Origin of the sequence: Vibrio sp. 10N.286.48.F5 (assembly GCF_041469785.1) — a bacterium.
GTDB lineage: Bacteria > Pseudomonadota > Gammaproteobacteria > Enterobacterales > Vibrionaceae > Vibrio > Vibrio crassostreae_C.
On sequence record NZ_JBFRLG010000004.1, the window covers coordinates 266,187 to 290,109 of the forward strand.

At 45.0% G+C, this 23,923-nt stretch carries 20 protein-coding genes and 4 pseudogenes; 7 read left to right on the top strand and 17 right to left on the bottom strand.

What is annotated here, in order from left to right:
- Positions 1–16 precede the first annotated feature (16 nt).
- Complete coding sequence (gene cqsA, locus AB4185_RS03905) at positions 17–1,198, bottom strand: alpha-hydroxyketone-type quorum-sensing autoinducer synthase (RefSeq protein WP_372134900.1); 1,182 nt, start codon at positions 1,196–1,198, stop codon at positions 17–19.
- Positions 1,199–1,487: 289 nt separating this feature from the next.
- Positions 1,488–2,774 (bottom strand): annotated as a pseudogene (locus tag AB4185_RS03910) (PLP-dependent aminotransferase family protein); the annotation flags it as partial.
- Here AB4185_RS03910 and AB4185_RS03915 point away from each other — a divergent pair.
- A pseudogene (locus AB4185_RS03915) lies at positions 2,765–3,487 on the top strand (DMT family transporter); the annotation flags it as partial. The pseudogenes AB4185_RS03910 and AB4185_RS03915 sit on opposite strands and share 10 nt — an antisense overlap.
- Before the next feature lie 117 nt (positions 3,488–3,604).
- Here the strand turns inward: AB4185_RS03915 and AB4185_RS03920 are convergent.
- Positions 3,605–3,742, bottom strand: a pseudogene (locus AB4185_RS03920) (GTP-binding protein); the annotation flags it as partial.
- Positions 3,743–4,191: 449 nt separating this feature from the next.
- Here AB4185_RS03920 and ihfA point away from each other — a divergent pair.
- Positions 4,192–4,488, top strand: a complete 297-nt coding sequence (gene ihfA, locus AB4185_RS03925) for an integration host factor subunit alpha (RefSeq protein ID WP_004734853.1) — start codon at positions 4,192–4,194, stop codon at positions 4,486–4,488.
- 172 nt (positions 4,489–4,660) lie between these two features.
- Here ihfA and AB4185_RS03930 read toward each other — a convergent pair.
- Positions 4,661–5,655, bottom strand: a pseudogene (locus AB4185_RS03930) (ABC transporter substrate-binding protein).
- A 193-nt stretch (positions 5,656–5,848) separates the two neighbouring features.
- The gene (locus AB4185_RS03935; RefSeq protein WP_017059130.1) at positions 5,849–6,625 is read right to left on the bottom strand and encodes a RelA/SpoT domain-containing protein; all 777 of its coding nucleotides are present in this window, start codon (positions 6,623–6,625) and stop codon (positions 5,849–5,851) included.
- Positions 6,626–6,949: 324 nt separating this feature from the next.
- Here AB4185_RS03935 and AB4185_RS03940 point away from each other — a divergent pair, with 324 nt between their 5' ends.
- Complete coding sequence (locus tag AB4185_RS03940; protein ID WP_372134902.1) at positions 6,950–7,603, top strand: thiopurine S-methyltransferase; 654 nt, start codon at positions 6,950–6,952, stop codon at positions 7,601–7,603.
- A 113-nt stretch (positions 7,604–7,716) separates the two neighbouring features.
- Here AB4185_RS03940 and purT read toward each other — a convergent pair whose 3' ends face one another.
- The 7 genes from purT to AB4185_RS03975 all read right to left on the bottom strand — a co-directional run bounded on the left by purT (position 7,717) and on the right by AB4185_RS03975 (position 14,891).
- A complete protein-coding gene (gene purT, locus AB4185_RS03945; protein ID WP_136974855.1) occupies positions 7,717–8,892 on the bottom strand; it encodes a formate-dependent phosphoribosylglycinamide formyltransferase in 1,176 nt (391 codons plus the stop codon).
- A gap of 167 nt (positions 8,893–9,059) precedes the next feature.
- Entirely contained in the window at positions 9,060–9,947 is an 888-nt protein-coding gene (gene cdd / locus AB4185_RS03950; protein WP_333008851.1) for a cytidine deaminase, read from the bottom strand.
- Positions 9,948–10,233: 286 nt separating this feature from the next.
- On the bottom strand, positions 10,234–10,911 hold the full coding sequence (locus AB4185_RS03955; RefSeq protein WP_017059134.1) for an LrgB family protein: 678 nt from the start codon (positions 10,909–10,911) through the stop codon (positions 10,234–10,236).
- Between the two features lie 2 nt (positions 10,912–10,913).
- The gene (locus AB4185_RS03960) at positions 10,914–11,285 is read right to left on the bottom strand and encodes a CidA/LrgA family protein (RefSeq protein ID WP_372134904.1); all 372 of its coding nucleotides are present in this window, start codon (positions 11,283–11,285) and stop codon (positions 10,914–10,916) included.
- 25 nt (positions 11,286–11,310) lie between these two features.
- Positions 11,311–12,735 carry an exodeoxyribonuclease I gene (gene sbcB, locus AB4185_RS03965; protein WP_017070926.1) on the bottom strand — a complete coding sequence of 475 codons (1,425 nt, stop codon included), beginning with the start codon at positions 12,733–12,735 and terminating at the stop codon, positions 11,311–11,313.
- A gap of 206 nt (positions 12,736–12,941) precedes the next feature.
- On the bottom strand, positions 12,942–13,790 hold the full coding sequence (locus tag AB4185_RS03970) for a sterol desaturase family protein (RefSeq protein ID WP_372101285.1): 849 nt from the start codon (positions 13,788–13,790) through the stop codon (positions 12,942–12,944).
- Between the two features lie 87 nt (positions 13,791–13,877).
- Entirely contained in the window at positions 13,878–14,891 is a 1,014-nt protein-coding gene (locus AB4185_RS03975; RefSeq protein WP_372134906.1) for a DUF2804 domain-containing protein, read from the bottom strand.
- A 170-nt stretch (positions 14,892–15,061) separates the two neighbouring features.
- Between AB4185_RS03975 and AB4185_RS03980 the strand changes: the two genes are divergently transcribed.
- The gene (locus tag AB4185_RS03980; protein ID WP_372134908.1) at positions 15,062–16,096 is read left to right on the top strand and encodes an AraC family transcriptional regulator; all 1,035 of its coding nucleotides are present in this window, start codon (positions 15,062–15,064) and stop codon (positions 16,094–16,096) included.
- 4 nt (positions 16,097–16,100) lie between these two features.
- On the opposite strand, the gene AB4185_RS03985 is transcribed toward AB4185_RS03980, so the two are convergent.
- Both AB4185_RS03985 and AB4185_RS03990 read right to left on the bottom strand, forming a co-directional pair.
- Positions 16,101–17,051, bottom strand: coding sequence for a chromosome partitioning protein ParA (locus AB4185_RS03985; RefSeq protein WP_372135072.1), 951 nt, complete (start codon positions 17,049–17,051; stop codon positions 16,101–16,103).
- 39 nt (positions 17,052–17,090) lie between these two features.
- Positions 17,091–18,425, bottom strand: a complete 1,335-nt coding sequence (locus AB4185_RS03990; RefSeq protein ID WP_372134910.1) for a sphingomyelin phosphodiesterase — start codon at positions 18,423–18,425, stop codon at positions 17,091–17,093.
- Between the two features lie 401 nt (positions 18,426–18,826).
- On the opposite strand from AB4185_RS03990, the gene AB4185_RS03995 reads away from it, so the two are divergent.
- Complete coding sequence (locus AB4185_RS03995; RefSeq protein WP_010441213.1) at positions 18,827–19,348, top strand: DUF2058 domain-containing protein; 522 nt, start codon at positions 18,827–18,829, stop codon at positions 19,346–19,348.
- A 128-nt stretch (positions 19,349–19,476) separates the two neighbouring features.
- Here the strand turns inward: AB4185_RS03995 and AB4185_RS04000 are convergent, their stop codons facing one another.
- Both AB4185_RS04000 and AB4185_RS04005 read right to left on the bottom strand, forming a co-directional pair.
- Positions 19,477–19,698: a hypothetical protein gene (locus tag AB4185_RS04000; RefSeq protein WP_017059142.1), complete on the bottom strand. Its 222-nt coding sequence runs from the start codon at positions 19,696–19,698 to the stop codon at positions 19,477–19,479.
- Positions 19,699–20,005: 307 nt separating this feature from the next.
- The gene (locus AB4185_RS04005) at positions 20,006–20,890 is read right to left on the bottom strand and encodes a LysR family transcriptional regulator (protein WP_372117327.1); all 885 of its coding nucleotides are present in this window, start codon (positions 20,888–20,890) and stop codon (positions 20,006–20,008) included.
- Between the two features lie 132 nt (positions 20,891–21,022).
- Here AB4185_RS04005 and AB4185_RS04010 point away from each other — a divergent pair, with 132 nt between their 5' ends.
- Complete coding sequence (locus tag AB4185_RS04010) at positions 21,023–22,033, top strand: aldo/keto reductase family oxidoreductase (RefSeq protein WP_102458687.1); 1,011 nt, start codon at positions 21,023–21,025, stop codon at positions 22,031–22,033.
- A gap of 9 nt (positions 22,034–22,042) precedes the next feature.
- The gene (locus tag AB4185_RS04015; protein ID WP_017066157.1) at positions 22,043–22,435 is read left to right on the top strand and encodes a heme-binding protein; all 393 of its coding nucleotides are present in this window, start codon (positions 22,043–22,045) and stop codon (positions 22,433–22,435) included.
- Between the two features lie 112 nt (positions 22,436–22,547).
- Here AB4185_RS04015 and AB4185_RS04020 read toward each other — a convergent pair whose 3' ends face one another.
- Positions 22,548–23,921 carry an L-cystine transporter gene (locus AB4185_RS04020; protein WP_017083466.1) on the bottom strand — a complete coding sequence of 458 codons (1,374 nt, stop codon included), beginning with the start codon at positions 23,919–23,921 and terminating at the stop codon, positions 22,548–22,550.
- Positions 23,922–23,923 lie beyond the last annotated feature (2 nt).

The following is a 23,923-nucleotide window of genomic DNA, read 5'->3' on the forward strand; positions in this document are numbered from 1 at the left end:
TATGGTTCGAAAAAGGTTACACGAACTCTAACTCGGGGTGATGGTACGCTTCGTGACAAACCGTGAGCACATGGTCAATGTCTCTTGGCGTCATGTCGGCATTCACTGAAAAACGGATGATGTTTTTGTTCTTGCCAGTCGCAGGGCGGCAGAATACTGCACCGAACACATCACGCTGTTCTAGGAAGTCACGCACACGTTCAGTGTTTCTTTCATTGCCGCACTCTAGCGCTACAATTTGAGACTCACTGCGGATATTAAAGCCAATTCGCTTTAGCCCCGTAGTCAGCGATTTTGCCCGATTGAATAAGGCTTCTCGTTTGTCTTCCGCACCTTTGATCACCTCCAACGTTTTCTCTAAACGAACCACCTCTTGTGGTAACACCGTCGAGCTAAAAATCGCAGGGTACGCGACAAACGGCAAGGTTCTAGACAGTTGTTTAGGACCAAGGATTGCCCCGGCGCGATAAGCAAAGGTTTTTGCCAAGCTAACGGTGATGAAGTCTACTTGGTTGGTGAGCCCTAATGCTTGTACTAAGCCTGCACCATTTTCTCCATGTGTACCCAGTGAATGGGATTCATCAACGACGACCGCACAATCAAACTCTTGCGCCATTTCGTAGATGTCGCGTAGTGGGGCAATGGTGCCTATTGTGCTGTAAACAGAGTCGACAACAATGACGCCTGAGCCGTGGCGCTCTAACTGTTTGCGTAGGTGATTCATATTGTTATGCATAAACGGATGGGCAACTGCGCCGGCAGCGCGAATGCCTTCCCAGAGTGACATGTGTGCAAGGAAATCAATATACACAGGTGTGCCCGGTGGGCAGATGGTTTGCAATAGCCCAATATTGGCCGCCCAGCCCGATTGAGAAAGCAAACAGCTCTCCATTCCAACATAGTTCGCAAGCTCAGTTTCGAACGCAGGTTTAGACTGCTCATCTTGTAAGAAAATCGCAGACATCACCACGTTGTCATCGTGCTCACAGATCGCCGCTTGATGGGCTTGTTGGATCTGTTTGTTGTGTGACAGCGCTAGGTAATCATTGCTCTGCATCACAACGGCACTGCGCTGGGGGCGTTTACCCAATACCAAATGCTTTTGGCTTTGGTTCTGGGTAATCAGGTCTTGAATATAGAAGTTCAAGCGTTCTTCGATAAAGGAAGGTAGTGGTTTGTTTTTTGTTTTATCACTCATAATAGTTCTCTTCAAATACAGGAAAACGCCAGCGCTGACGGCTGTATATTGACGATAAAAAGTGATGTGTCATTAGCCAAGTTGCATAATTTTGTGGGTGCTTGCAAACTCAGCATTTAAGGGTTTTGAGGCGAGTGGGTTTCCTTACGGTTCGGGGCTTTACCCGAATTAAGATAGGAATAATAGCCTTCTTTTTTATGACAAAAGGCTATTAGAATTCGGCATTCGAAGGCATTTAAAAAAGCGGATTTTGAAAGGCTACGTGCTACGTGCTACGTGCTACGTGCTGTTAGCTGTGAATATGGATAAGCTCGATTAAGGCATCCAATTGCTGCTTGGCTCCACCCTCTAACGAATACCCAATATTGATGCGTAAGCAATTGCTGTAAAGGTCGAGAGTGCTGAACAGGTGTCCAAGCCTAATATCAATGTTCTTGTCGGTAATGCCCTGAGCAAAGGCTGACTGGTTCAAGCTTGGGATTTGCAGCCAAAGCACCATGCCACCTTGTGGATTACTTATCTTCACATCTTGAGGAAGGTGCTGAGCCAAATAACTTAGGTATTGTTGGCGCAAAGACAAGATCTGAGTGCATCTTCTCCTCACGTGCTTAGCGTATTGGCCAGATCCAATAAAGTCAGCAACCGCAAGCTGAGTGGGCAGGGCAACGCCGTAGCTCGCAGCTGAGAACTGAGCCTTGTATTCGTTGATAAACCTGCCCGGCAAGCAGCATCCCAAACGGTAACTCGGTGACAAATTTTTCGATACTGATCCACACCATAAGACAAAACCGCCTTTGTCGTAGTATTTCGCGGGGAGCGGCGTGTGTGAGGAGTAGGACAGTTCCAGATACACATCATCTTCAATGATCGGCACTCGATAGTGATTCGCTAATTCAGCCAGTTTCTGCTTTTGAGTGGCTGACATGTTGATCCCTTGAGGGTTCATATGAGAGGTACAAAAGATCGCGGCATCGACTTGTTTATTTTTCAAATGCGCTTCCAGTTGTTGCAAGTCGACACCATCATCTAGAGACGGGATCTCGATGATTTTTCGCGACATTTGTCCGAGTAATTCCAGAATACCGTTGAAACATGGCGAGCTAATAGCGATGGTGTCGCCTTCTTTAGTGTAAGATTTAAGTGCGGCCTTAATCGCAGACATACAGCCAGCCGTAATCACCATCTCTTCAGGTGAAAAGTGCACATCGAGCTTGGCAAAATGAGTGGATAATGCCTGTCGTAAAATCGGCTCACCTTGTGTATCTGGGTAATGGTTAAGCCTGTTGCTCATACGCCTAATAGCGCGACGAAAACTTCGTTCCAGTTCAACGATCGACTGCTCATCATTAGTGGTGCTCGAAACCCCTAAAGGCCCATTGATTGAGTTGTGAGTCGATGAGGTTTGCCTAACGCTGGACACCTTACTCTCAAACTGTGCCCACTCTGGGGTTGAGTGAGCAGGTTTATGAGGAGAAACAAAATATCCCGCTTGCGGTCGAGAATGAATCCAACCTTGTGATTCCAGTTTTTGGTAGCAGCTCACCACGGTCGACATGCTGATCGCCTGTTGCTTGGCGCTACTTAGTCAGTTATGGCTTTGTGTTCGGTGTGGGTATCTGGGGTATGGCTTCATGGTCGATCACTGCTGGTTTATCGTCTGGGCTTTCATCGGTCTTGCTTTCAACCAACGTATTAATCGGCATGGCGGTTGGCGTGTGGTTGTTCAAGGAGAGTGCTTCTATTCGTAAATTATTGGGTGCGATGCTAGCTATGTGTGCATTGGCGGTATTGGTATCTGCAGCTACGGGTAATGTCACCGTTAATGGCGTGATCTTGATTATGATTGCGGCGTGCAGTTGGACCTTGATGGGCGTGATTGTTAAGGCATCGAAAACCACTCAAGCTTTTGCGTTCAATGTCTGGGGGATGCTGTTTGCTCCAGTGCCATTTGCCGTGATGTTACACGGTGACCAAATAATCTGGCAGGGCATCGAACAGTGGGATTGGAACACGACGATTGCGGTGCTGTTTCAAGCTTACCCAACCACGCTATTTGGTTATTGGGTATGGAATAAGCTGCTAATCCAATACCCTTTAAGCACGACCGCGCCGTTAACCTTGTTAGTGCCTATCTTCGCATTGATCAGTGGTTACTTTATGTATGATGAGGTGCTGTCTGTGGCTCAGGTTGTTGCATCAATACTGTTTCTTGTCGGGATTGGTTTGATTGTGAAACCTGCGAATGTAACGAATACCAAAGCGACACAAACACTTGCTGAACAAAAATGATTGAAGAAAGCTGATATTGCATGAGCAGCTTTGAATGACAAATAAGACCTCGCACTTGTGAGGTCTTATTCTATGTCGAAGAAGTGAAGTTATTTAAATAACCAACTTACTAAGCAATCAACTAACCATACACGCAAGTAACTGGCTCTCAAGATCATATTCTATTTCTAGACCGATCATTTCTATTCTGATTTCGATACACTCATCGAGTTCTGATTCCGTCAAGCCATCCTCTGTTAAGTTGTAACCGAAAACCTCAAAAGAACATAGGCTTTTATAAGTGAATTCGAATTAAATTCTGAAATGATACAAATCTTATATTTAATAACGCTTATTTAGTAACCTTTGTTGAGTCCCATATCAAATCAAGTGGCTGATTTTATTGGGTATCGGAGAAAAGTCTCAAAAATTATTATTTAGTTCGCTAAAGTTTTAAATTCTATTAATGGTTGTTTGTATGGAATATAACTCCATTTCGTTACTGTTGAGTAGATGGTTTTTAGCTATATATGTGAAATTTGAAGCGAGTTATCTTTCTGATTTGAAAGAATAATTAAATAGTTAAGATAAAAAAGTTGGCGAAAATCAGAAGCTTGGCATACACTTTCCTTGTAAATGACCTTATCTCATTGATTGAATAGGGTAAATGCTTTGGCGCTACTGGCGATGGTAGCAATGTTTAACATAGCTTTGAGGAAAGTTTTATGGCACTCACGAAGGCCGATTTGGCTGAGAACCTGTTTGAGACACTCGGATACAGCAAGCGGGATGCCAAGGAAACGGTGGAAGTGTTTTTCGAAGAAGTTCGTAAAGCGCTCGAAAATGGCGAACAGGTAAAACTGTCTGGTTTTGGTAATTTTGATCTTCGCGAGAAAAACGAGCGACCTGGTCGTAACCCGAAAACTGGTGAAGACATTCCAATTTCTGCTCGACGTGTTGTTACTTTTAGACCGGGACAAAAACTAAAGGCCCGTGTCGAAAATATTAAAATCGAGAAGTAGCCAAGCAATAGACCACGCCTAGCGTGGTCTTTTTGTATCTGCATAGAGTTTAAGCTAAACGCATTTCTTTAATTTTTAGTAACCTTTCTCAAACTCCATCTATTTACTGTCCGGTAAGAACTTGCTTTAGATGCGAAAACAGAGGCTAGGCCTCTGACTTTGAATCTTCACTCTAAAGGGCTTGTTGAACCTTACTTGCGATGTCTTCAGACACCCAAGGCTTCCATACCTGTGGTGAGCTTTCTAGAAAGTAATACATGGCTTCTTCGGCGTCGGCTTGGTTGTCTTCCATCCAGGCCAGCAACTCACTCATTTGTTTATTGGTAAAACCACGCTTTTCAAAGTATTGGTAGGCAAGAGGTTCGTTATTAGCAAAGGCTTCTGTGGTGATTGTGTGAACCGGTGCTGGTGGATACATGGTCACTTTAGGAGATTCACAATCAGGTTGTGTCGTACAGTTACGGAATTCCTCAATGTCAGTACCACTTCCGAAATCAACCTTCACCATTTCATACTTACCTAGCACAGGCGTAGGCGACCAGTAATATCCAAACCATGCTTTTTTGCGTTCGTAAGCTTTCGCTATCGTACCTGCTAAAGCGGCGCCTGAGCCGGGATCAACCATTTCAAAATTGTGATCTTCTAACTTAAGCGCATCGAACAGGTGACCGGAGGTAATCTGACAAGTCCAACCCGCAGGGCAGCTATAAAACGCAAACTTCTCATCATCTTCTGGGTGTTCAAACAGCTTTGCGTTTTTAATCACACCTTCAATGGTTGTAAGCTCTGGGTACTGTTCAACAAGGTAGTTTGGTACCCAGAAACCTTCTTCACCGCCGTTGACCAAAGACTTGCCCGCGTAACGTAGACGCTTATCCGCAACACCCTTATCCAACGCTTCTTTGATGCCATTAGTCCAAAGCTCTGGCGCAACATCAGGTTGACCTTTTTCAATCATTGACGTGCCCGTAGGGACGCTATCACCGGGGATTAAGTCCGCTTCACAGCCGTAGCCGTTATTCAAAATGAATTGGTCGACATGAGCAATAGGCTCGCCGAGTTCCAGTTCATGTCTGCAATGGTGATCTTTCCGCATTCGTCAGCACTAGCGTGTACAGAAAACGCAGCAAGTAGCGCGATGGAAAGCATGGATTTGTTATTCTGCATTGACGTAATTCCTTTTCTTGTCAGAAGCTTATTCGCTATAGAAACAGAAATGTTCGACGGAGAAAAGAGACTGAGATCTAAATTTAAACGATCTGATTATTTGGGATAGGAAGTGGAGAGGCTACTCAACAAGTACTAAAAAGGGCTGCGAGTGCAGCCCTTGTGATGTTTATTGGAATAGCCTATCTATGTGTTAAGCCGCTTTAATGTGCGTTGTAATGTACGGTTGCCATGCTTGTTGGTAAAGCTCTAAAGATTGGCGTCGTAGGCTATTGATTTGTGCCGCTTCGATATCGTTGATTGGGCGATGTTCCGCAATTGCGTGACGCTCAATGCCTTGGATAATTTCGTACAGCTCGTGCTCAGGACCACTTTTCACATCAGCAATCGCTTTTAAGTGAAGTTGAACCTCTGCAATGATGTTGGTTTTAGGCAAACGAACCAACAAGTTAAGGTCACGGTAACCAGAGTCAGCTGGTGATTTAAACTTGTTTTTCAGCTTTACAACGTCTGCTTCACGGCTTAGCGCTTCGTAAACTTCAACCAAGCTCTCTACATCGTTCGCGATGATAGTTGCACGGGCTAAGTCGGTAATTTTTGTCACATCACCATCAAGCTCAAGGGCGATTTTTTCTTCTGCACGAGCTTGAGATTTAACGCCAGCAAATAGCGCTTCAGAATTGGTGAGTAGGGCAGTACTTTTACAGATAGTTTCTAGTTCAGCTTGGCCTTGATGCGCTTTGCTGTACAAAATATCGAAGTCGGTGTAAGGCTGAGTCGGGCGTGAGTCGAAGGCTTTGATGCCGTAAAGGCCGCTCAAACTATGACGGAATACGTTTGAAGATACTTGGTTTTGCGCAGGAGTGCGCGTTTGATCTGTTGAACTTGTTGAAACAGGTGCTGCTGCGAATGCAGGCGCTCGGCTCAATACCAAAAGCATTAGGGCCGTCGTACGGAGAAATACACTCATTCAAACTCCAAAATACAAGGTTACAAAAAACGGGTAGTCAAAAGGGGTAACCAGTAACGCACAAGAGTAAAAACAGCTTAACTAAACTCACTACATATTTAATGGGGCTAGCTAAGACAGAAACCAACTCTAACGTTTAATATTGCTTTAAAATGTGAAGATATAGACAAATAATCCAACCGTTAGTTCCGCAATTATCAGAACTTTGAACTTAGCCAGTTTCTGATTTTATCGAAATCAATTTAGTACTTTAAACCAAGCTAAGGTTGCTCTTACCTCTCTATACTGTACCCTTGCATTATGACTGTTTAACATGAACGAAAGATGAATAATCCTGAATTTTGGCACAATAAATGGGCAGCCAACCAAATTGGTTTCCACCTCGAAGATGTAAACCCACTTCTGATTAAATTTTGGGAAAATACTGAGCCTAGCTACGAGAAGAGTGTGTTTGTTCCACTTTGTGGCAAAAGTGAAGATCTGATTTGGCTAGCTTCAAAGCATGAAGATGTTCAAGGTGTCGAGTTAAGCCAGATTGCGGTTCGCGCATTTTTTGTAGAGCACCTTTATACCCCGACTGTGACTCAAATTAGCGGTCAGCACGAGCTCTACCAATTCGATGAACTGAACATCTACACGGGCGATTACTTTTCAGCGCCAATCCAACCTGTCGATACCATTTATGATCGCGCGTCTTTAGTCGCATTGCCTGAAGAGATGCGAGTGCAGTACGTAGAGCGCTTAAAACAACTGCTGAAACCGGGCGGTAAGATCCTTCTGGTGACTCTGGATTATGATCAAAGCGAGATGGCGGGGCCTCCGTTTAGCGTACCTAAGTTAGAGATTGCTCAATTGTTTGCAGGATACAAAATTACATTGTTGAATCAAGATATAGCGAACGATGAACATCCGAAGATTGCTAAGAAAGGGTTGTCTCGCTTCTGTGAAGAAGTGTATTTGATTGAGTCAGACGCTTAAGTTCAGTCTGCTTAGTTAAGCGAACAGATAACACCAACAAAAAGACGGGCTCGATAGCCCGTCTTTTTATGGTTCAGATTTGAACTCGTGATTGTTCAGAATTGAATAGCAGGTTAGTAAATCACTTTTACTTTTGACGCGCTCTCAATGGCATCTTCAATCGCTGTTTCTGTGCTGTTACGACGGGTAAGCGCCACACCTAAACGACGGCGACCATCGATATCAGGCTTACCAAACAGGCGAACTTGTGTTTGTGGTGCGTCTAGCGCCTCTGTAAGACCTTCAAAACGAATGTTGGTTGAAGTACCTTGGCCAAGGATAACCGCTGATGCACATGGGCCGTATTGCGTGATGGATTTGATCGGCATACCGGTAAAGGCGCGTACGTGCAGTGCGAATTCCGATGAGTCTTGAGACATCAATGTTACTAGGCCTGTATCGTGTGGGCGAGGGGATACTTCGTTGAAGATAACGTGATCGCCTTTAACAAATAGCTCGACACCAAAGATACCGTGGCCACCTAGTGCATTAACCACTTGTTCAGCCGTGTATTGCGCGGCTTTAAGTGCGTTGTCTGACATCACTTGTGGCTGCCATGATTCGCGGTAATCACCGTCTTCTTGGCGGTGACCGATAGGCGCACAGAAGTGAACACCGTCGACTGCGCGAACGGTAAGTAGCGTAATTTCGTAATCGAAGTCGATGAAGCCTTCAACGATTACACGACCCGCGCCAGTACGACCGCCTTCTTGTGCGTAGTCCCAAGACTTCTGAATGTCTTCCTCTGTTTTGATAACGCTTTGGCCTTTACCTGAAGAGCTCATTACTGGCTTAACAACGCAAGGCATGCCCACGAATTCAACAGCGGAAGCGAAGTCTTCAAAGGTGTCTGCAAAGCGGTAAGGAGAAGTGCTCAGTTTGAGTTCTTCTGCGGCTAGACGACGGATACCTTCGCGGTTCATCGTTAGCTTGGTCGCATTCGCAGTTGGAACGACATTTAAGCCTTGCGCTTCTAGCTCTACCAACTTGCTGGTGGCAATAGCTTCAATTTCAGGAACCACATAATCTGGCTTTTCTAGTTCAATGATCGCTTGAAGTGCATCGCCGTCTAACATGTCTAATACATGGCTACGATGCGCAACTTGCATCGCTGGTGCGTCTGCATAACGGTCACAAGCAATAACTTCCAAACCTAAACGTTGGCACTCGATAGCAACTTCTTTGCCGAGTTCACCTGAACCTAATAGAAGTACACGAGTAGCATTTTCACGAGTAGCAGTACCAAACATAGAAATTCCTTCCGATCTTTTGAACGATTGATTGAAGACGGGGTGATCATACTTATTTTAATGACAAAAGCAAACGTTTGCGCAAGTTGTTGCTTTAATTACAGGCATAAAAAAAGCAGCCCTGTTAATTAGGGCTGCTTATTTAAATTTTTGTTAATTATATGTACTTAGATTGCTAAGTAAGTCACTGGAATGTCGGGATTAATCGCTTCTAATGTAGATTGCGTATCCGCTAGGTGACTGATGCTACCTTCTGCGATTTCAACCAAAGCAGCACTTTCAATTTGTTCGAAATCGAAGCCAGCCAGTTTAAGTTGAATCAACGCCACTTGTAGAGGAGGTAAGCTTGGGTTGAACGCTGCGTTTTCAGCGTAAGCACCGGTGAAAATCTCACCCGACGTCAATTGCAGTGAAACACCACTTAGGTTTTTGGTGTAAGGAGCATGGCTGCGGTTTAGTGCTGCTAGCGCTTCTACAACAATAGGCGTTGTTTCTTCAGTCGTGTGCTTATGATCAAGCTTAGTCATTAGGCCAGTCGTCACACCTAAGTCGGCAGGGCCGAATGAGTCTGGTAGGTACTCTTGCAGAGACATTTCATCACGTTGTGGAAGCTGAACTTTAAGTTCTTTTGCTGTGGTCAGTTCGTTCATGAATTGACGACAGTGACCACAAGGACTGAAGTTGATGGTGATATCAGAGATACCTTGCTCGCCTTTCATCCAAGCGTGGCTGATTGCAGATTGCTCAGCGTGTACTGTTTGGCCAAGTTGAGCACCAGCAATTTCAAGGTTTGCACCAAAATACAGAGTGCCAGATAAACCACGCACGATTGCACCAACATAAAAGTCAGATAACGGAGCGTAAGAATAGGCTGCGGCAAAAGGAAGTAGCGCAATACGTAGCTCGTCATCCGCTAAACCACTTGCTTGCAGTAGGCTAGCAAATTGTTCTGGAGACAATGTCGCGTCAAAGTTGTCTGCTAATACGATGTCACTCAAAAGCGCTTTCATTGATGATGGAGCACTTTCCAGCGCCAGGGTAATACGACTGTTCATGTTGAATCCTTAATTGACCTTAGGCTTTAAGTTTATGCATTGCTCAGGAATTTTCTGTGATAAAGATCACTATTGAATTGTTGTTGTTACATTGGTTTGCATAATTAGAGTGAGGTCACACTTGAAATCGATTACAAGAGCCATTTATACAGCTGATATCGCACTTATTGCTCGTAAAAGACCGTGACTTGACTGCTATTGCTAAATAAATGCGAATAAAAAGCCCAAACAGACACTGTAATAAACAGCATTCTGGTTGGGCTGAATCGCGTAGTGATCGTTTAGGTTAAGAGTAGAACCAAACCACGAGCGAAAATATACTCGGTGCGATGATTGAGGTAATGACGCCACAAAGCACAAGAGCCAAAGAACTGAATGCTGCATCTTCCTGATTCTTTTCCGCACAAGTCGCGGTGCCTAAAGCGTGAGACACGGTACCCATGGTTAAACCACGGGCGATCGGGCTCTTAATACCAATGAGGTTGTAGATTGGGTAAGCAAAAATTGCCCCAAATAGACCCACAATCAATACCAGTATTGCCGCAATCGCTGCTTCACCACCTAAATGGCTCGATACTTCCATTGCAATTGGCGTGGTGACTGATTTGCCTAACAAGCTCGCAATCAAAGTTAAGTCCGCTTTAAATGCTACTGCGATCACTGCCGTTGTTGTCATCGACATCACACTGCCTAGCGTGCACGCAAAGGTAATGATGCGCCAGTTGGCTCTGATTTGAGGTAGCTGCTCATAAAGTGGGTAAGCAAGTGCAACAACCGCAGGCTGCAGCATGTAGGTAATCCAAGTGTTGTCAGCATAGTAAGTCTCAAACGGTACTCTAAAGAACGTGAGAATCGGAATGATGATACCAATGCTGATAAGCAGGGGGTTACACAGCGGCGAGTTTACTTTTTGACTTACCCAGCGAGCAAATAGGAATACCACGATGGTGAGTAGAATCCACATGATCAGTTACCTCTCGAAAGCAAGCGGTCTAAGAACCATGATAAGGATACTAACACCAATAATGTGCCACCAACGGCGCTCGCCATAATTGGCAATGCGTTCGCGATGAGCATGTCGAAATGATCCATCAACCCAACACTGATCGGAACAAACAGTAAGATCATTAGGCGGATAATCAAGCTTGCACCGGGTTGTACCCAGTTCGAAGGAACAATACCAATCACCATGGCGGCAAACAGAATCAACATGCCAAAAATACTGCCTGGGATTGAGGTATCCAAAAAGTGCTGTAACGCGTTACCTGCTGTAAGTGCACCTATGATTAAGGTGAAGGAGATTAAGCAGTAAACCAGTTGGATCAATCTTTCTTTCAAAGTGTTACGTCTCTTGATAATGGAATTAGCTAGCTAACTTTTCTACGTACTGATAAACCGCCTTCAAGATAGCCATTTTCTTCTCGTCGCTTTCATGTTCGTGCGCGAGGTTTTCAAGGTTGAGCATGTACTCTTCTAAACGGCACTCATAAAACTCACGACAATGGTTCGCCCATTTCAATTGCTCAGCTTCGTCGAGCGTCCATGGGAAGTTACGCGCACGGTAACGGAACAGTAACGGTTTAATTCGTTCGTCACTGAAGGTGATATCCAAAGCCGCCAAGTTGTTCGGGTCAGTTTCGCGAATGATGTTCATCGCTGTTTTATCAGCAGGTGAAAAGAAACCGTCGTAAAGGTGTGTATCAACATCATCACTCTTTTCGTACTCGCGCTCTTGTGAATACAGGCCGATCAGTTTTTCGCGGATCTCTGGGTGTTCGCGCAGCAGTGCCAAGTTTTTCAGGCATTGTTGGCGATCGATACCGATGGTTTCAGCATTTTCAGCCGTTAGCGTTTTGGCTGGAGCAAGAATAGGGCACTTGTTTAGCTGAACCAATTTGATGGGTACGGGTAGTTCGTCTTCACCCAGTTCACTGCGTTTGGTATAGAGCCTTTCTCTGAGTTCATCAGCGTCCAGTTCTAACAGTGGGCTTGGATCTTTGGCTAAATCAACCACGATAACCGCATTTTGATTGGTTGGGTGCCAAGCCATAGGCACAATCCAGCTGGTGTAGTTGCAGTCACGGCCAAACATGCCTGAAACGTGCATTAATGGTGTCATGTTTACGATATCAACCAGATCATTCAGCTTACGCTTATGACGCATGTTGTAAAGGTAATCGAACATCTTAGGTTGCGCAGCTTTCAGCTTCTTCGCTAACTCGATGGTCGCAATAACATCGGCCATCGCATCGTGCGCGTTCTCGTGTTCAATGCCGTTTGCCACAGATAGGTGTTCCAGTTTGAAGCTTGGGTAACCTTCTTCGTTCTCTGGCCAAACAATGCCTTCAGGACGCAGTGCGTGAACAGCGCGCATTACATCTAATAAATCCCAACGAGAGTTGCCATTCTGCCAGCTCCACGCATATGGGTCGATGAAGTTTCGGTAACAGGTGTAACGCGTTACTTCATCATCAAATCGAATACTGTTGTAGCCAAGGCTTGTGGTGTTAGGTTTCGCTAACTCAGCATGGATCTTAGCGATAAACTCTGGCTCAGGGAGACCTTGTGAAGCCGCTTTTTGTGGTGTGATACGGGTGATCAGTGCAGCTTCAGGCGCAGGGAGGTAATCAGCGGGAGGTTGGCAATAGATAACCAGAGGCTCTCCAATAACATTGAAATCTTGGTCGGTACGAACACCCGCAAACTGACTCGGACGGTCTTTTGCTGGGCTAACGCCCCATGTTTCGTAATCGAAAAAGAAGTAGGTTGGCTGATTATCTGAACTCATTGAATTTCCTGAACAGCAAGCGCGGAACGTTTACTGTGGCTGAAGGTTAGTTTTGTTCAGTATCTGATAGTATGCGGTACGCGTGCAACCCAGATCACAAATAAATTGCCGGAAAACGGTGCTTTACTATTCAATCGAGTCAGTGGGGAAGGTTTTGAAACCAATTGAGGCGGTTTCTTAGTTAATACAATCTGTCTATCGTCCGTTTAATCCGATGGAGGCGAGAGTATCAACTGGACTTTCTGCTTCATGGTTAACTCTCGGTTCTTCAAATCTTTGAATATGGCCTTCCATTCTTGAAAGGTGACCACTATCGGATTAAAACTGTTCACGGGTTTGGTGACGCCATAACGTACAGTTTCAACTTCAGGTTCGAATGTACCAAATAACTTATCCCAGATAATAAGAACGCCGGCGTAGTTCTTATCAATGTATTGCGGGTTTTTGCCGTGATGTACTCGATGATGCGAAGGGGTATTAAAGATGTATTCAAGTGGCCCCAAGCTTCGTATCCATTGTGTATGGACGAAGAACTGCAAACCTAGATTGAGAAGCACCACAAAGATGACCCACTTAGGGGCAAAACCTATGATGACCAACGGTATCCAGAAAAGCCACATCCCAGCAAGTGGATACATTAAGCTTTGACGGAAAGCCGTACTGAAGTTCATGCTTTCTGAACTGTGGTGTGCCACGTGCGCGGCCCACATCCAGCGAACACGATGGCTTGCTCTATGGAACCAGTAATAGAAAAAGTCTTGTAACACCATCAATACAACAAAACTCAGCACGCCCATTTCAATGTCCATTAAGCGCCAACCAAACATCCAGAGATACAGCTGCACGACCAATAACCCGGTGAGCAAATCGGAGAGTTGATGCATTCCCGCCAGCGTGAAATTACACATCACTTCTGAAAGCTTATAGCTGGAGTTATCAGGCAGTCGACCTTGCTTCTGACCGATAAAATACTCAGCCAACATGCACACCACGAACAAGGGCGCTAATACCAGCAGTAGCCATTCTGGGTAATTGATTAATGCGTCGATATTCATGTTTTATCCTTGTTGAGACGCCATACGCGTTCTTAGTATCAAGTTTACTTAGACTTGCTCGCCTGAAATTCAGTTAGCAAAATTTCGCTACCAGCGAGCAAAGTGATCTTCTGTTAGGCCAAGAACACCATCGAGTTGATGTGTCACTCCATTGTTGTCTTCAATCGAGCCAGAAAAGTGACCAATGAACTGACGAAAGTTACTTTTTAACAGCCATAAATTGAGCTTTTCGCTGCGATTATTTAAGGGCGTAAAGGTCAGGTTTATACGTCCATCTTGTGATGTTATCTGCCAAGGTAAATTGGTGTCTTGGCGACTAAACGCAAACTGTACCGGGTTAAGTAAGTGCCGAGTTCCATTGATCCATAAAACGTTCTCGCAGCCTCCGGTTTCATTGACGCCTGCTGCGAGGTTCAAGCCAATATCTGTCCCATTGGATTGCGTGTTGATGCTTGCCCAGCGCCAACTGGTTTCACGTCTCATGTAACCCGCTGAAAAGTCATAACCGGCACGAGCTTGTTCGAGAACGAGTGATTCTCCCTTGATTTGGATTTCACCGCTGATGCGCAAAGCATTGTGCTTTTGGGTGTAAGTCCAACCTGAATAACCCGTTGGGCTGCACATCGCCATGGGCAAGCTGTCGGTTTCAGGCTCTAAAGAAATATCGGCCTTGATGAATTTCGTATTCAAGCGAACTCGCCATTGTCCGCCTTCAATATTAAAGATGATGCTTTGGCCTGCAATGTTTGTCGTGCCGTCAAATGGCGAAGCGGTAACTTGTTTATCAAACCCTAATAGCCTCAACCAAGATGACTCTTGCAGGTGGTTGTTTTCTATGTCGTACAGATAACAAAATGCCGAGCCTAAGTAGCGAATATCCGCGATAGCGACGCCGATAATGTGTGTGTCGGTGACGATGCTGACAAACTGTAATTGCTTATAGTGGAAGTGCTTCTGCCAAGGGTTTGCTTTTGAATCCATCGAGTTTCGGTAGTCAAAGTTCTCGATGTTTAGGTGTTTAAGGATGCCATCGAAATGTCCAATGATCGGCTGACCATTAGAATTAATCAAACTGTGTGGGGCTGGGTTCGTTTTTATCATTGCGATGGTTCACATTAATTTAACAACTAAAGCCATTGTGCGATGAGTAGCGTAGAATTGGGAGGTCATATTCGGACAAGAGCGCGTTACCAATCACGATTTTGTCAGCATGTGTTGTTAAGGCTGAGTAGTCATGTTTGTGGGAATGGGCTCGATATAAGGAGAGACGATTGGAGATTATCGCGGAGTATAAGCCGACCGGACATCGGCATCAGTTGGGTACATTAGATATCGCGCTGCTGTTGAATACGTTAGAGCAACGAGGTCTCGATATTGAAAGGCTACTCAATGATGTGGGTTTGCCGAACATGGATTGGCGAGACCCGAATGGAAAGCTGACTTACGCTGATAAACTAGCGTTATTTAGCGTGGCGAATCAGAGCTTTCCTCACGATGGCTTAGGGCTTTGGCTGGGGGAACACGCTAGCTTGAGCCACTTTGGTGTGTTGGGTTATGCGCTATCGACCAGTCAAAATGTCGGGGAGGCCATCAAGTCGGGCTTCAAGTATTTGCGCCTGAACGGTCCTATTTTCTCGGTTAAATTGTTTCTAGATTCCGAGCAAGCAATGATTCAGATCGAGAACACATTGGAAGTGGGCGATTTCCTGCCTTTCTGCAGTGAGTATTTCTTGAGTTCAATCGTCTCTTTGTTCAAAGAACTGACTGGTCATGAGTTGGATATTCACACTTTAGCTTTGCCTTATGCTCGTCCCAATTACGCTAAGCTCTATGACGACCGTTTCCAGTGCCCTGTAGTTTTTGAGCAGAGCCATTGTGAATTGCGTTTTGATGCCTCGGTTTTATCACAGACCTTATTGACTCATGATGCCGCGACACTGAAGCGCTATCTTGCGTCTTGCCAGTCGATAGTCGAAACGTTGGACTCTGAGCATCTGCTGACTAACCAGATCAAAACGATCTTTTATCAAACCGCAGGCAGTTTCCCGAATATTGAACAACTCGCGGATGAGTTTGGTTGTAGCTCTCGTACACTCAGGCGAGAGCTAGTGACCCATGAATCCAGTTACCAAATATTGCTTACCGAAGTTCGAGTGGAGCTGGCCAAAGAGCTATTACTCGGCACAACCATGAGCATTGATGACATCGGTGAAAGGCTCGGTTATAGCGACCCTGCAAATTTCAGAAGGGCGTTTAAAGGTTGGCTCAATAAAACGCCCGCTCAGTTTCGTGATGGTTTAAGTTAAGGCGTTACTTGCTAAAGAACTGCTCCCTGAAATCGGTGACTTGCTGTTGATAATAACTGTCCCAATCTTGTTGAGTCCAAGTGGCATAACTTGATGAGCGCTGAGAGTCTAAGGTTGCTTTGAGCTGATCCAGTTGCTCGTGATAACTCATCACGGTTTGTTGCTGTTGTGCGACTTGTTGTTCTCGCGCGGCAATGTTGCTGGCCTGCGCTTCATCTAAGTAGGCATCTTGAAGGTCGGCTTTGACTGATGCTACTTCAGCAGGGCTATAGCTGCTGGGTATCAAAGATACTGCCAGTTCATATTTTTGAAGCTGTGTTTCGGCGTTTAACGTGCCCGTATTGTTTTGCCATTCACTAAGCAAATCTTGATAGTTGGCCAAAAACTGGCTCGCTTCGTTCTTTTCAAGGGTGTTAGCGTCAAGCGTAAAATCCAGATGAGCAAACTGGTCAGCGAATAGCTGGTGGGCCAACTCTCCCCATACTTGTTGTGCAGATTGCTTGAATAAGGCAACACGATCTTCAAGAGTCTCTATGGATTCAAGTGGGATAGTGCTTTGTGTTAATTGCCAGTCAGCCGATAGCTGCGGATAGTCGCTCAGTAACTCAAACCATATGCCCGACAATTCTGATTTCAATCGTGCGAGTTGCTCTGCGCAGTCATCGCGTTGTTGGCAAAGCTTCCAGAACCCATCGAGTTCATCGAACAAAGCCTTGCCTTCAAGCTCACTCAAGTTTTCAGCAAGAATTTTACCGTCCAGTGCTCCGGCTTGGGCTTGATTGCTGTGCGATGCGGAGTTTTCCGAACTAGCGGTTGCAGTAGGCGTGGAATTATCGTCATTAGTTGTCGTAGAAACACGCGGCTTAGGTTCTGTGTGTTGAGCAGAAGATAGCGCTGTTTCGTTCGTTTTTGATGACCACGAATAGCAAATAATGCTCGCCGTTAAGACGAGCATTAGGATTAATATAACTCGATGCATTATTGGTTCACCGAGTTACTTGATCACGGCGCTAACAGGGAAGTGGTCTGAAAGGTTGTAGTGCTTCCATAACTCACTGCTTGTTGATCTTGGGACATCCACGCGATTGTAGTTATGCGCTTTAGCGGCATACTCTGAGCTCACTACCACATAATCGAGATACTCAACGTTCTCGCCACCCGACATAGGTTCGCCCGCAAAGTTGTTGATGCGTGGATCAAAGGTTGAAGCGGTATAACCTGAATACTCCGGCTCATCGGCTTGCAGGTTAGCGAACATTTGTTGGTAGTCGCCAGGGAACTTCAGCTTGTTCACGTTGAAGTCACCGCTGTAAACCACAGTTTCTGATGCCGGGATATTCAGAGACTGCGCCAGTGCACGCATCTGCTTGAATTGACGTTGTCGGTAATCACGAGCGGTGTCCGTATCGAATGATGCCGTGTGGGTACCGAAAACATGGTAAGCCTGACCATTCTTGATAACTTCCGCGTAGTTAACACCTTTATCAGCAAAGCAATCTGTGCCCGTGCAATCAGGGAAAACATACTGCGCTTCATTAACGATAGGATAGCGGCTGACAATGATCACACCACCGTCGTATATGTTAATCCCATCTTTATCGAGCATTTTAGTTTGATAAGGATACTCTTTCGCAAGCTCACGCAAGAACTCATCTCTGCCGTTAGCAAACACCTCTTGAAGCGCCAACACGTCATAGCCCTTTACATATTGAGGGAGTAGGTCATAGCGGTCACCAATATGTGAAGCGATGGCAGGCAGCGCCCAGATGTTGTAAGTCATGACCTTGAGTGTATTGGCATCCGGCTCTGGTTGCTCATCCACTTTTGGTGGGGTGATGGTGTAATAAATATCATCATAGCGCGCTGTAGAATCGGCTTTGAGGGCTAGCTCTGCATTGACCCCGAACGCATCGGTTGTGCTGCGATGAATATTACGATCGTCATGCAATGTTAGGTTGACGTCTGCGGCACTCAAACCATGTTGCAGTGTCGAGTTATACCAATGTCCCTTCATGGTTTGGTTGAGCGTGACACTTTCGCCCACAGCGTTTGATACCACAGTGTCAAACTCATAGGTCTTCCCAGATTTCACACCAGTCCAGCGGTTGAAACTTATCAGCTTCTTCGTCTCCCAAGGACCAATCTGTTCAACATGCTGTTGCCACTCATCACCGAGTTGAAGCAGGTCGGTACCAGTGTGGTTGGCTTGAATGGTCATCACTTGATTGGTGTTATTGGTGAGATACACGTCGGTGTCTGCGATCGCCGAGGTTGAAATGAATGAAGCTGATGCAAGTATTGCACTCAGGTAAGTCCATTGAGTTTTCATTTTCACGTTATCCTTACTGATTGGTTTAAAGAATAACGTAGTAAAGAGTTGTGACATTGGAGTTATAACTCTATGGGAATTATCCAAATATTAGATATATGCCATGGTTTTATAAATTAGATTACTCATTGAAAATTAACATATTGCTTTGCCTGAATGATAAGTGATACGCGCGCACGCTAAAAAATAGAGGAACGATTTGGGTTTGAGGGTAAGTCACTACTGGTTGTTTTCGTGGAAATCATAGGTCGGTAAATAACCAGAAATGGATGCTGTGAATCACGATAAGGGAAAACGCTAACCGCCTTGCTCTATCAGTATAAATTTTGCCATTGTTCAGTAAACAGATTCCTCAAAAACAGGTATGATAGTGTCGTTTTTAATCCTGAACTGGGAAAGTCATGGCAAAGTTAACACTCCAAGAGCAAATGCTTAAAGCTGGCTTGGTAAATGAGAAAAAATTAAAGAAGGCGAAGAAGGGCTCTAAAAAGTCTCGCGTTCAGTCTCGTGAAGCAAAAGCGGCAGCTGAAGAAACTAAACTGGCGCAGCAAGCGAAAGACAAAGAGCTAAACCAACAGTTGAAAGAACAACAGTTGAGCAAAGAAATTAAAGCTCAAGTGAAGCAACTGATTGAGATGAACAAGATCGAACAGAAGAACGGTGAGATCAAATACAACTTCACCGACGGTACGCTAGTTAAATATCTTTACGTAGAAGAGCTGACTCAAAAGCAACTAAGTAAAGGCATTCTAAGTATTGCTCGTCAAGGCGAGAGCTATGTTGTTATTCCAACAGCAGTAGCGAACAAGATTGCTATGCGCGACGAAGAATCTATCGTTGATACGCAGGCAGGTAGCACAGACGAAGTAGACGAAGATGACCCGTACAAAGACTTCGTGATCCCAGATGATCTAATGTGGTAATCCGTTTTACCTAGCTCCATTTTAATGGTTAGCTAAGTTTACAGGATCTAAGAATGCAGCGAACAATCACTCGATTGGCGCTGCATTTTTTTTGGCGCGAAATGACTTCAACAAATCTTGAATAAAGCTTAGTGTTCTGACATGCCGTAAACAAGGCTATCATTGGCACTTGCATGATCGATAAAATCGGTATTAGCGCGCTGTTCGTGTTGGTCATAGCCATCGAAGTAACAGTCGCCAATTTCATTGCGCGGGCAAACGTGAATGTGGTCTTTGATGACCAGTTCGGTAGAGCAGCATGGGCAGTGTTTTACATGTCCAGTGAGTACCGTAGATCGATTTGGTTTCATACATCCTCCTGATAGGCACTGTAATCTGATTGCCTATTTGCACCCTAAGTTACGCAAATTGGTGTGTCGTTATGATTTCATTTTTAAGTCAATAAAAAACGATTCGTAGAGTGAATGTTTAGGTATTAATGTAAATGTAAGAGCAAGAAAAAATAAAAGAACTAGGACGAGTAGGCTTGAAAGTAGATCGGCCATATAGTCGACTTTCACTGGTATCACATTCAGCCGAAGAGGTTGAAGTAGAGCTCGCTACGACGAATATGTTGGCCAGATGAAACCAACAAGCCCTAGTGAGCTGTGCATCATTTTATCGACTTAAGCTTTCAAAGTAATGCTGAACAAATTTAACGAACACTTGGTGTTTCTTTGCCGGATAAATAACTTGCGGATAGAAAAGGTAAATACTGTTGCCTTGTTGCAGACATTCATCAGTCAGCACTCGCTCTAATTCTCCAAGCTCGACCTCTTTCGCGACGTAATAACTTGCGATACGGATGATGCCACCGCCTGCCATAGCTTGTTGCTTAAGTAAGTGGTTGTCATTGCTTGAAAGCCAGCCGGACACATCAATATTTGCCGATTTTAAAGGCCACTCGGTTTGGTGCAGCGTTGCTAAGCATTGATGGTCATTTAAGTCGTTGGCATTGTTGGGGCGGCCAAACTGATCAAGATAGCCAGGAGTCGCGACTAAATCATGCTGATAGCTAATCAAGTGTTTCGCCACCATGTTGTCAGGTGGAGTATTGGTGGCACGAAACGCGATATCGATATCATCTTGATTGAGATTAAAGTTGGTGTAGCTGCTGTTTATCTCAAAGCGGATTTCTGGATATTGTTGCCTAAACTGTTGGCAGATATCGAATAGATATACCTCAGTAAACATCTTTGGTGCGGTGAGGCGCAATAGACCTTTTACGATGTCGTGTTGCTCAGAAACACTGCGTTCAAGCTGTAAAACTTGCGAGCGAATCGTTAAGCCTTGTTGCAACGCGCGTTCGCCTTCTTGGGTTAAACGAACACTGCGCGTGGTTCTGACCAAAAGCGGGCACTGTAAATCATTCTCTAAACGTTTGATCTGCTCAGAAAGGTAGCTCTTAGAGATACCGAGCTTTTCAGCTGCCTTGGTAAAGTTGAGTTGCTGAGCAAGTTCTACAAACAAGATCAGTCGTTCAATTCTTTTGTGTTCGTTCATTCGCGCATTCCTACTAATCTATTGTTCGTCATATCAAACAATCATTTCGTAACTAGCATATTCTGTTTTTTAAAAAGAACAATATGATAGAGGCATATTTATGGTCAGCAAATCTTCTAAGCGAGAATCGATATGACGAACAGCATTGAATCTACAAACAAAACGAATGATAAAAATCGTATCCCATTATCAAATTATCTGCCGAATGTCGGCCAAGTCGCCTATGGCTGCATGGGGTTAGGTGGTGGCTGGAATGATAATCCAGTGACAAGTGCGGATGTTGCTCAAACACGAAGCGTAATCGAGACAGCATTAGAATCGGGTATTAACTTATTCGATCATGCGGATATCTATACGTTCAGCAAAGCTGAGCAAGCTTTTGGTCAAGCGTTACAACAAGCGCCTGAATTACGTGATCAGATGTTCATTCAATCTAAGTGTGGGATTCGTTTTGAAGGTGAGGGCAATGTCGGTCGTTATGATTTCTCGGTAGATTGGGTAAGCCAATCGGTAGACGGTATTCTCAACCGATTGAATACTGAAAAGCTCGATGTGCTGTTATTACATCGTCCTGATCCCTTGATGGAACTCGATGACCTGGCAAGAGTGTTAGAGCACTTAAAAGCGCAGGGTAAGGTCGATTTCTTTGGTGTGTCGAACATGAACAGTCACCAAATTCAGTACCTGCAATCTGCACTTGGGCAACCCATTGTCGCGAATCAAGTTGAGATGAGCTTAGCCAAGTTGGATTGGTTGAACGATGGGGTGATGATTAACTCGCAAGGGCACCATCAATCAGACTTCGCCGCAGGCACTCTTGAACATTGCCAAATGAATGACATCCAATTGCAAGCTTGGGGTTGTTTGGCACAAGGCCGATTTGCTGAGCAAGGTTTGTATTCAGAACATGAACACGTGAAAAAGACGGCGCACTACGTGGCTCAGTTAGCAAATCAATATGGCGTAGAAAGTGAAGCGATTGTGTTGGCATTTTTGCTTCGTCACCCAGCTCGTATCCAACCTGTTATTGGCACCACAAATCTAGACCGAATCAAAGCTTCAGCGGTAGCGACTCAGATAAACCTGTCTCGTGAAGAGTGGTACAACCTATACGTGTACTCACGTGGTCAAGCACTGCCATAAGGAATGAATATGTTGAATCAAAAGATCGCGCAACAACTGGTGTCTAACGCTCTAGACATTGCTGAGCGTAATCAACAAGCAATCGCGGTGAGCGTGTGTGATACGCACGGTGAGTTACTGGCGTTTATTCGCATGGATAATGTGAGTGTTCAAGCCGGATTGTTAGCACAGAACAAAGCTTATACATCTGCAAGAGATAGACAGCCAAGCGGTAACTTAGGTGCTTGGGCGAGAGAAACTGGTAAAGACTTAAGTTACTGGACTGACCCAAAGATCACTGGCTTTAAAGGCGGTGTTCCCATTGAATTAAATGGGCAGGTGATTGGCGCTATTGGTGTCAGCGGATTAAGTGAAGACGACGATGAAGCACTTGCCGAAAAAGTCATTCAACTTGTGTTCTAAGCTGTTGCTCGTGAAGTAATGGAAGTTAGAAGTAACAGATAATAAAAAACCGATGCATGTGCATCGGTTTTTTTGTTTAACGAGACTCAAGTTATTGAATCAATCGAACTCATTAAGCGTTCGCTTGTTCCAGATCTTGTTGCTTGTCTTTCTTACCCAATAGGCGGCTTGTGATCGTACCGGCTGTCATTGCACCAGATACGTTAAGCGCCGTACGTGCCATATCGATAAGTGGCTCGATAGAGATAAGCAGTGCTGCAATCGTTACAGGAAGACCCATAGCTGGAAGTACGATAAGCGCCGCGAACGTTGCACCGCCACCTACGCCAGCAATACCGAATGAGCTCACTGTGATAATAGCAATCAGAGATAGAATGAAGTTGATGTCCATTGGGTCGATGCCAACCGTAGGCGCAACCATGACTGCTAGCATTGCAGGGTAGATACCCGCACAACCGTTTTGACCAATCGTTGCACCGAAAGTTGCAGACAGGTTAGCAATCGCTGGTGGCACATTTAGCTTGGTGATTTGAGCTTCAACGTTCAGTGGAATCGTTGCAGCAGAACTACGCGAAGTGAAAGCGAACGTTAGAACAGGCCAGATTTTTTGGAAGTACTCTTTCGGGTTTACACCAACAAAAGAGACCAACACACCGTGAACAACAAACATCAGGATGATTGCTACGTAAGAAGCAACGATGAAACCCAGTAGGCTTAGGATGTCTGAAGCACTCGATGTTGCGACTACTTTTGCCATTAACGCAGCGATGCCGTATGGCGTGAGTGCCATGATCATCTTAACTAAGCGCATAACGATAGATTGTGCAGCGTCAACGAAAGTACGGATCGGTGATTCTAGCTCTTCTTTCTCAGCCATTACTTTACGAGCAGCAATACCTGTTAGCACGCCGAAGATAACCACAGCGATGATAGACGTAGAGCGAGCACCGGTTAGATCAGCAAACGGGTTAGTCGGAATGAAACTAACCAGCATTTGTGGAATGGTTAGGTCTGAAACACTTCCCATGCGGCTTTCTAGTGTTGCAATACGAGCTGTTTCACGAGCGCCCTCTGTTAAGCCTTCAGCCGAAAGACCGAATGCTTGAGCCACTGCAATACCCACAATCGCAGAGATCGCCGTTGTTGCCAGTAATACTGAAATAGTGATACCAGAAATCTTGCCCAGTGAACCGCCTTTCTCAAGCTTCACCACGGCTGCAATCATTGAAACCAAGACTAATGGCATGATCACCATTTTTAGTAGGCCAACATAGCCACTGCCAACAACATTTACCCAATCCAACGTTTCTTTGATGGCTGGATTGCCTTCGCCAAATAGCAGCTGTAAGCCTAGGCCGAATGCGCTACCAAAAACTAAACCGAGTAAAACGAGGCGAGAAAGTGTGTTTTCTTTTTTCTGCTGTCCGTAGAGAAAAAAGAGGATACCAGTGAATACCGCCAAGGCAGCGATAGCTGAAAATGACATTT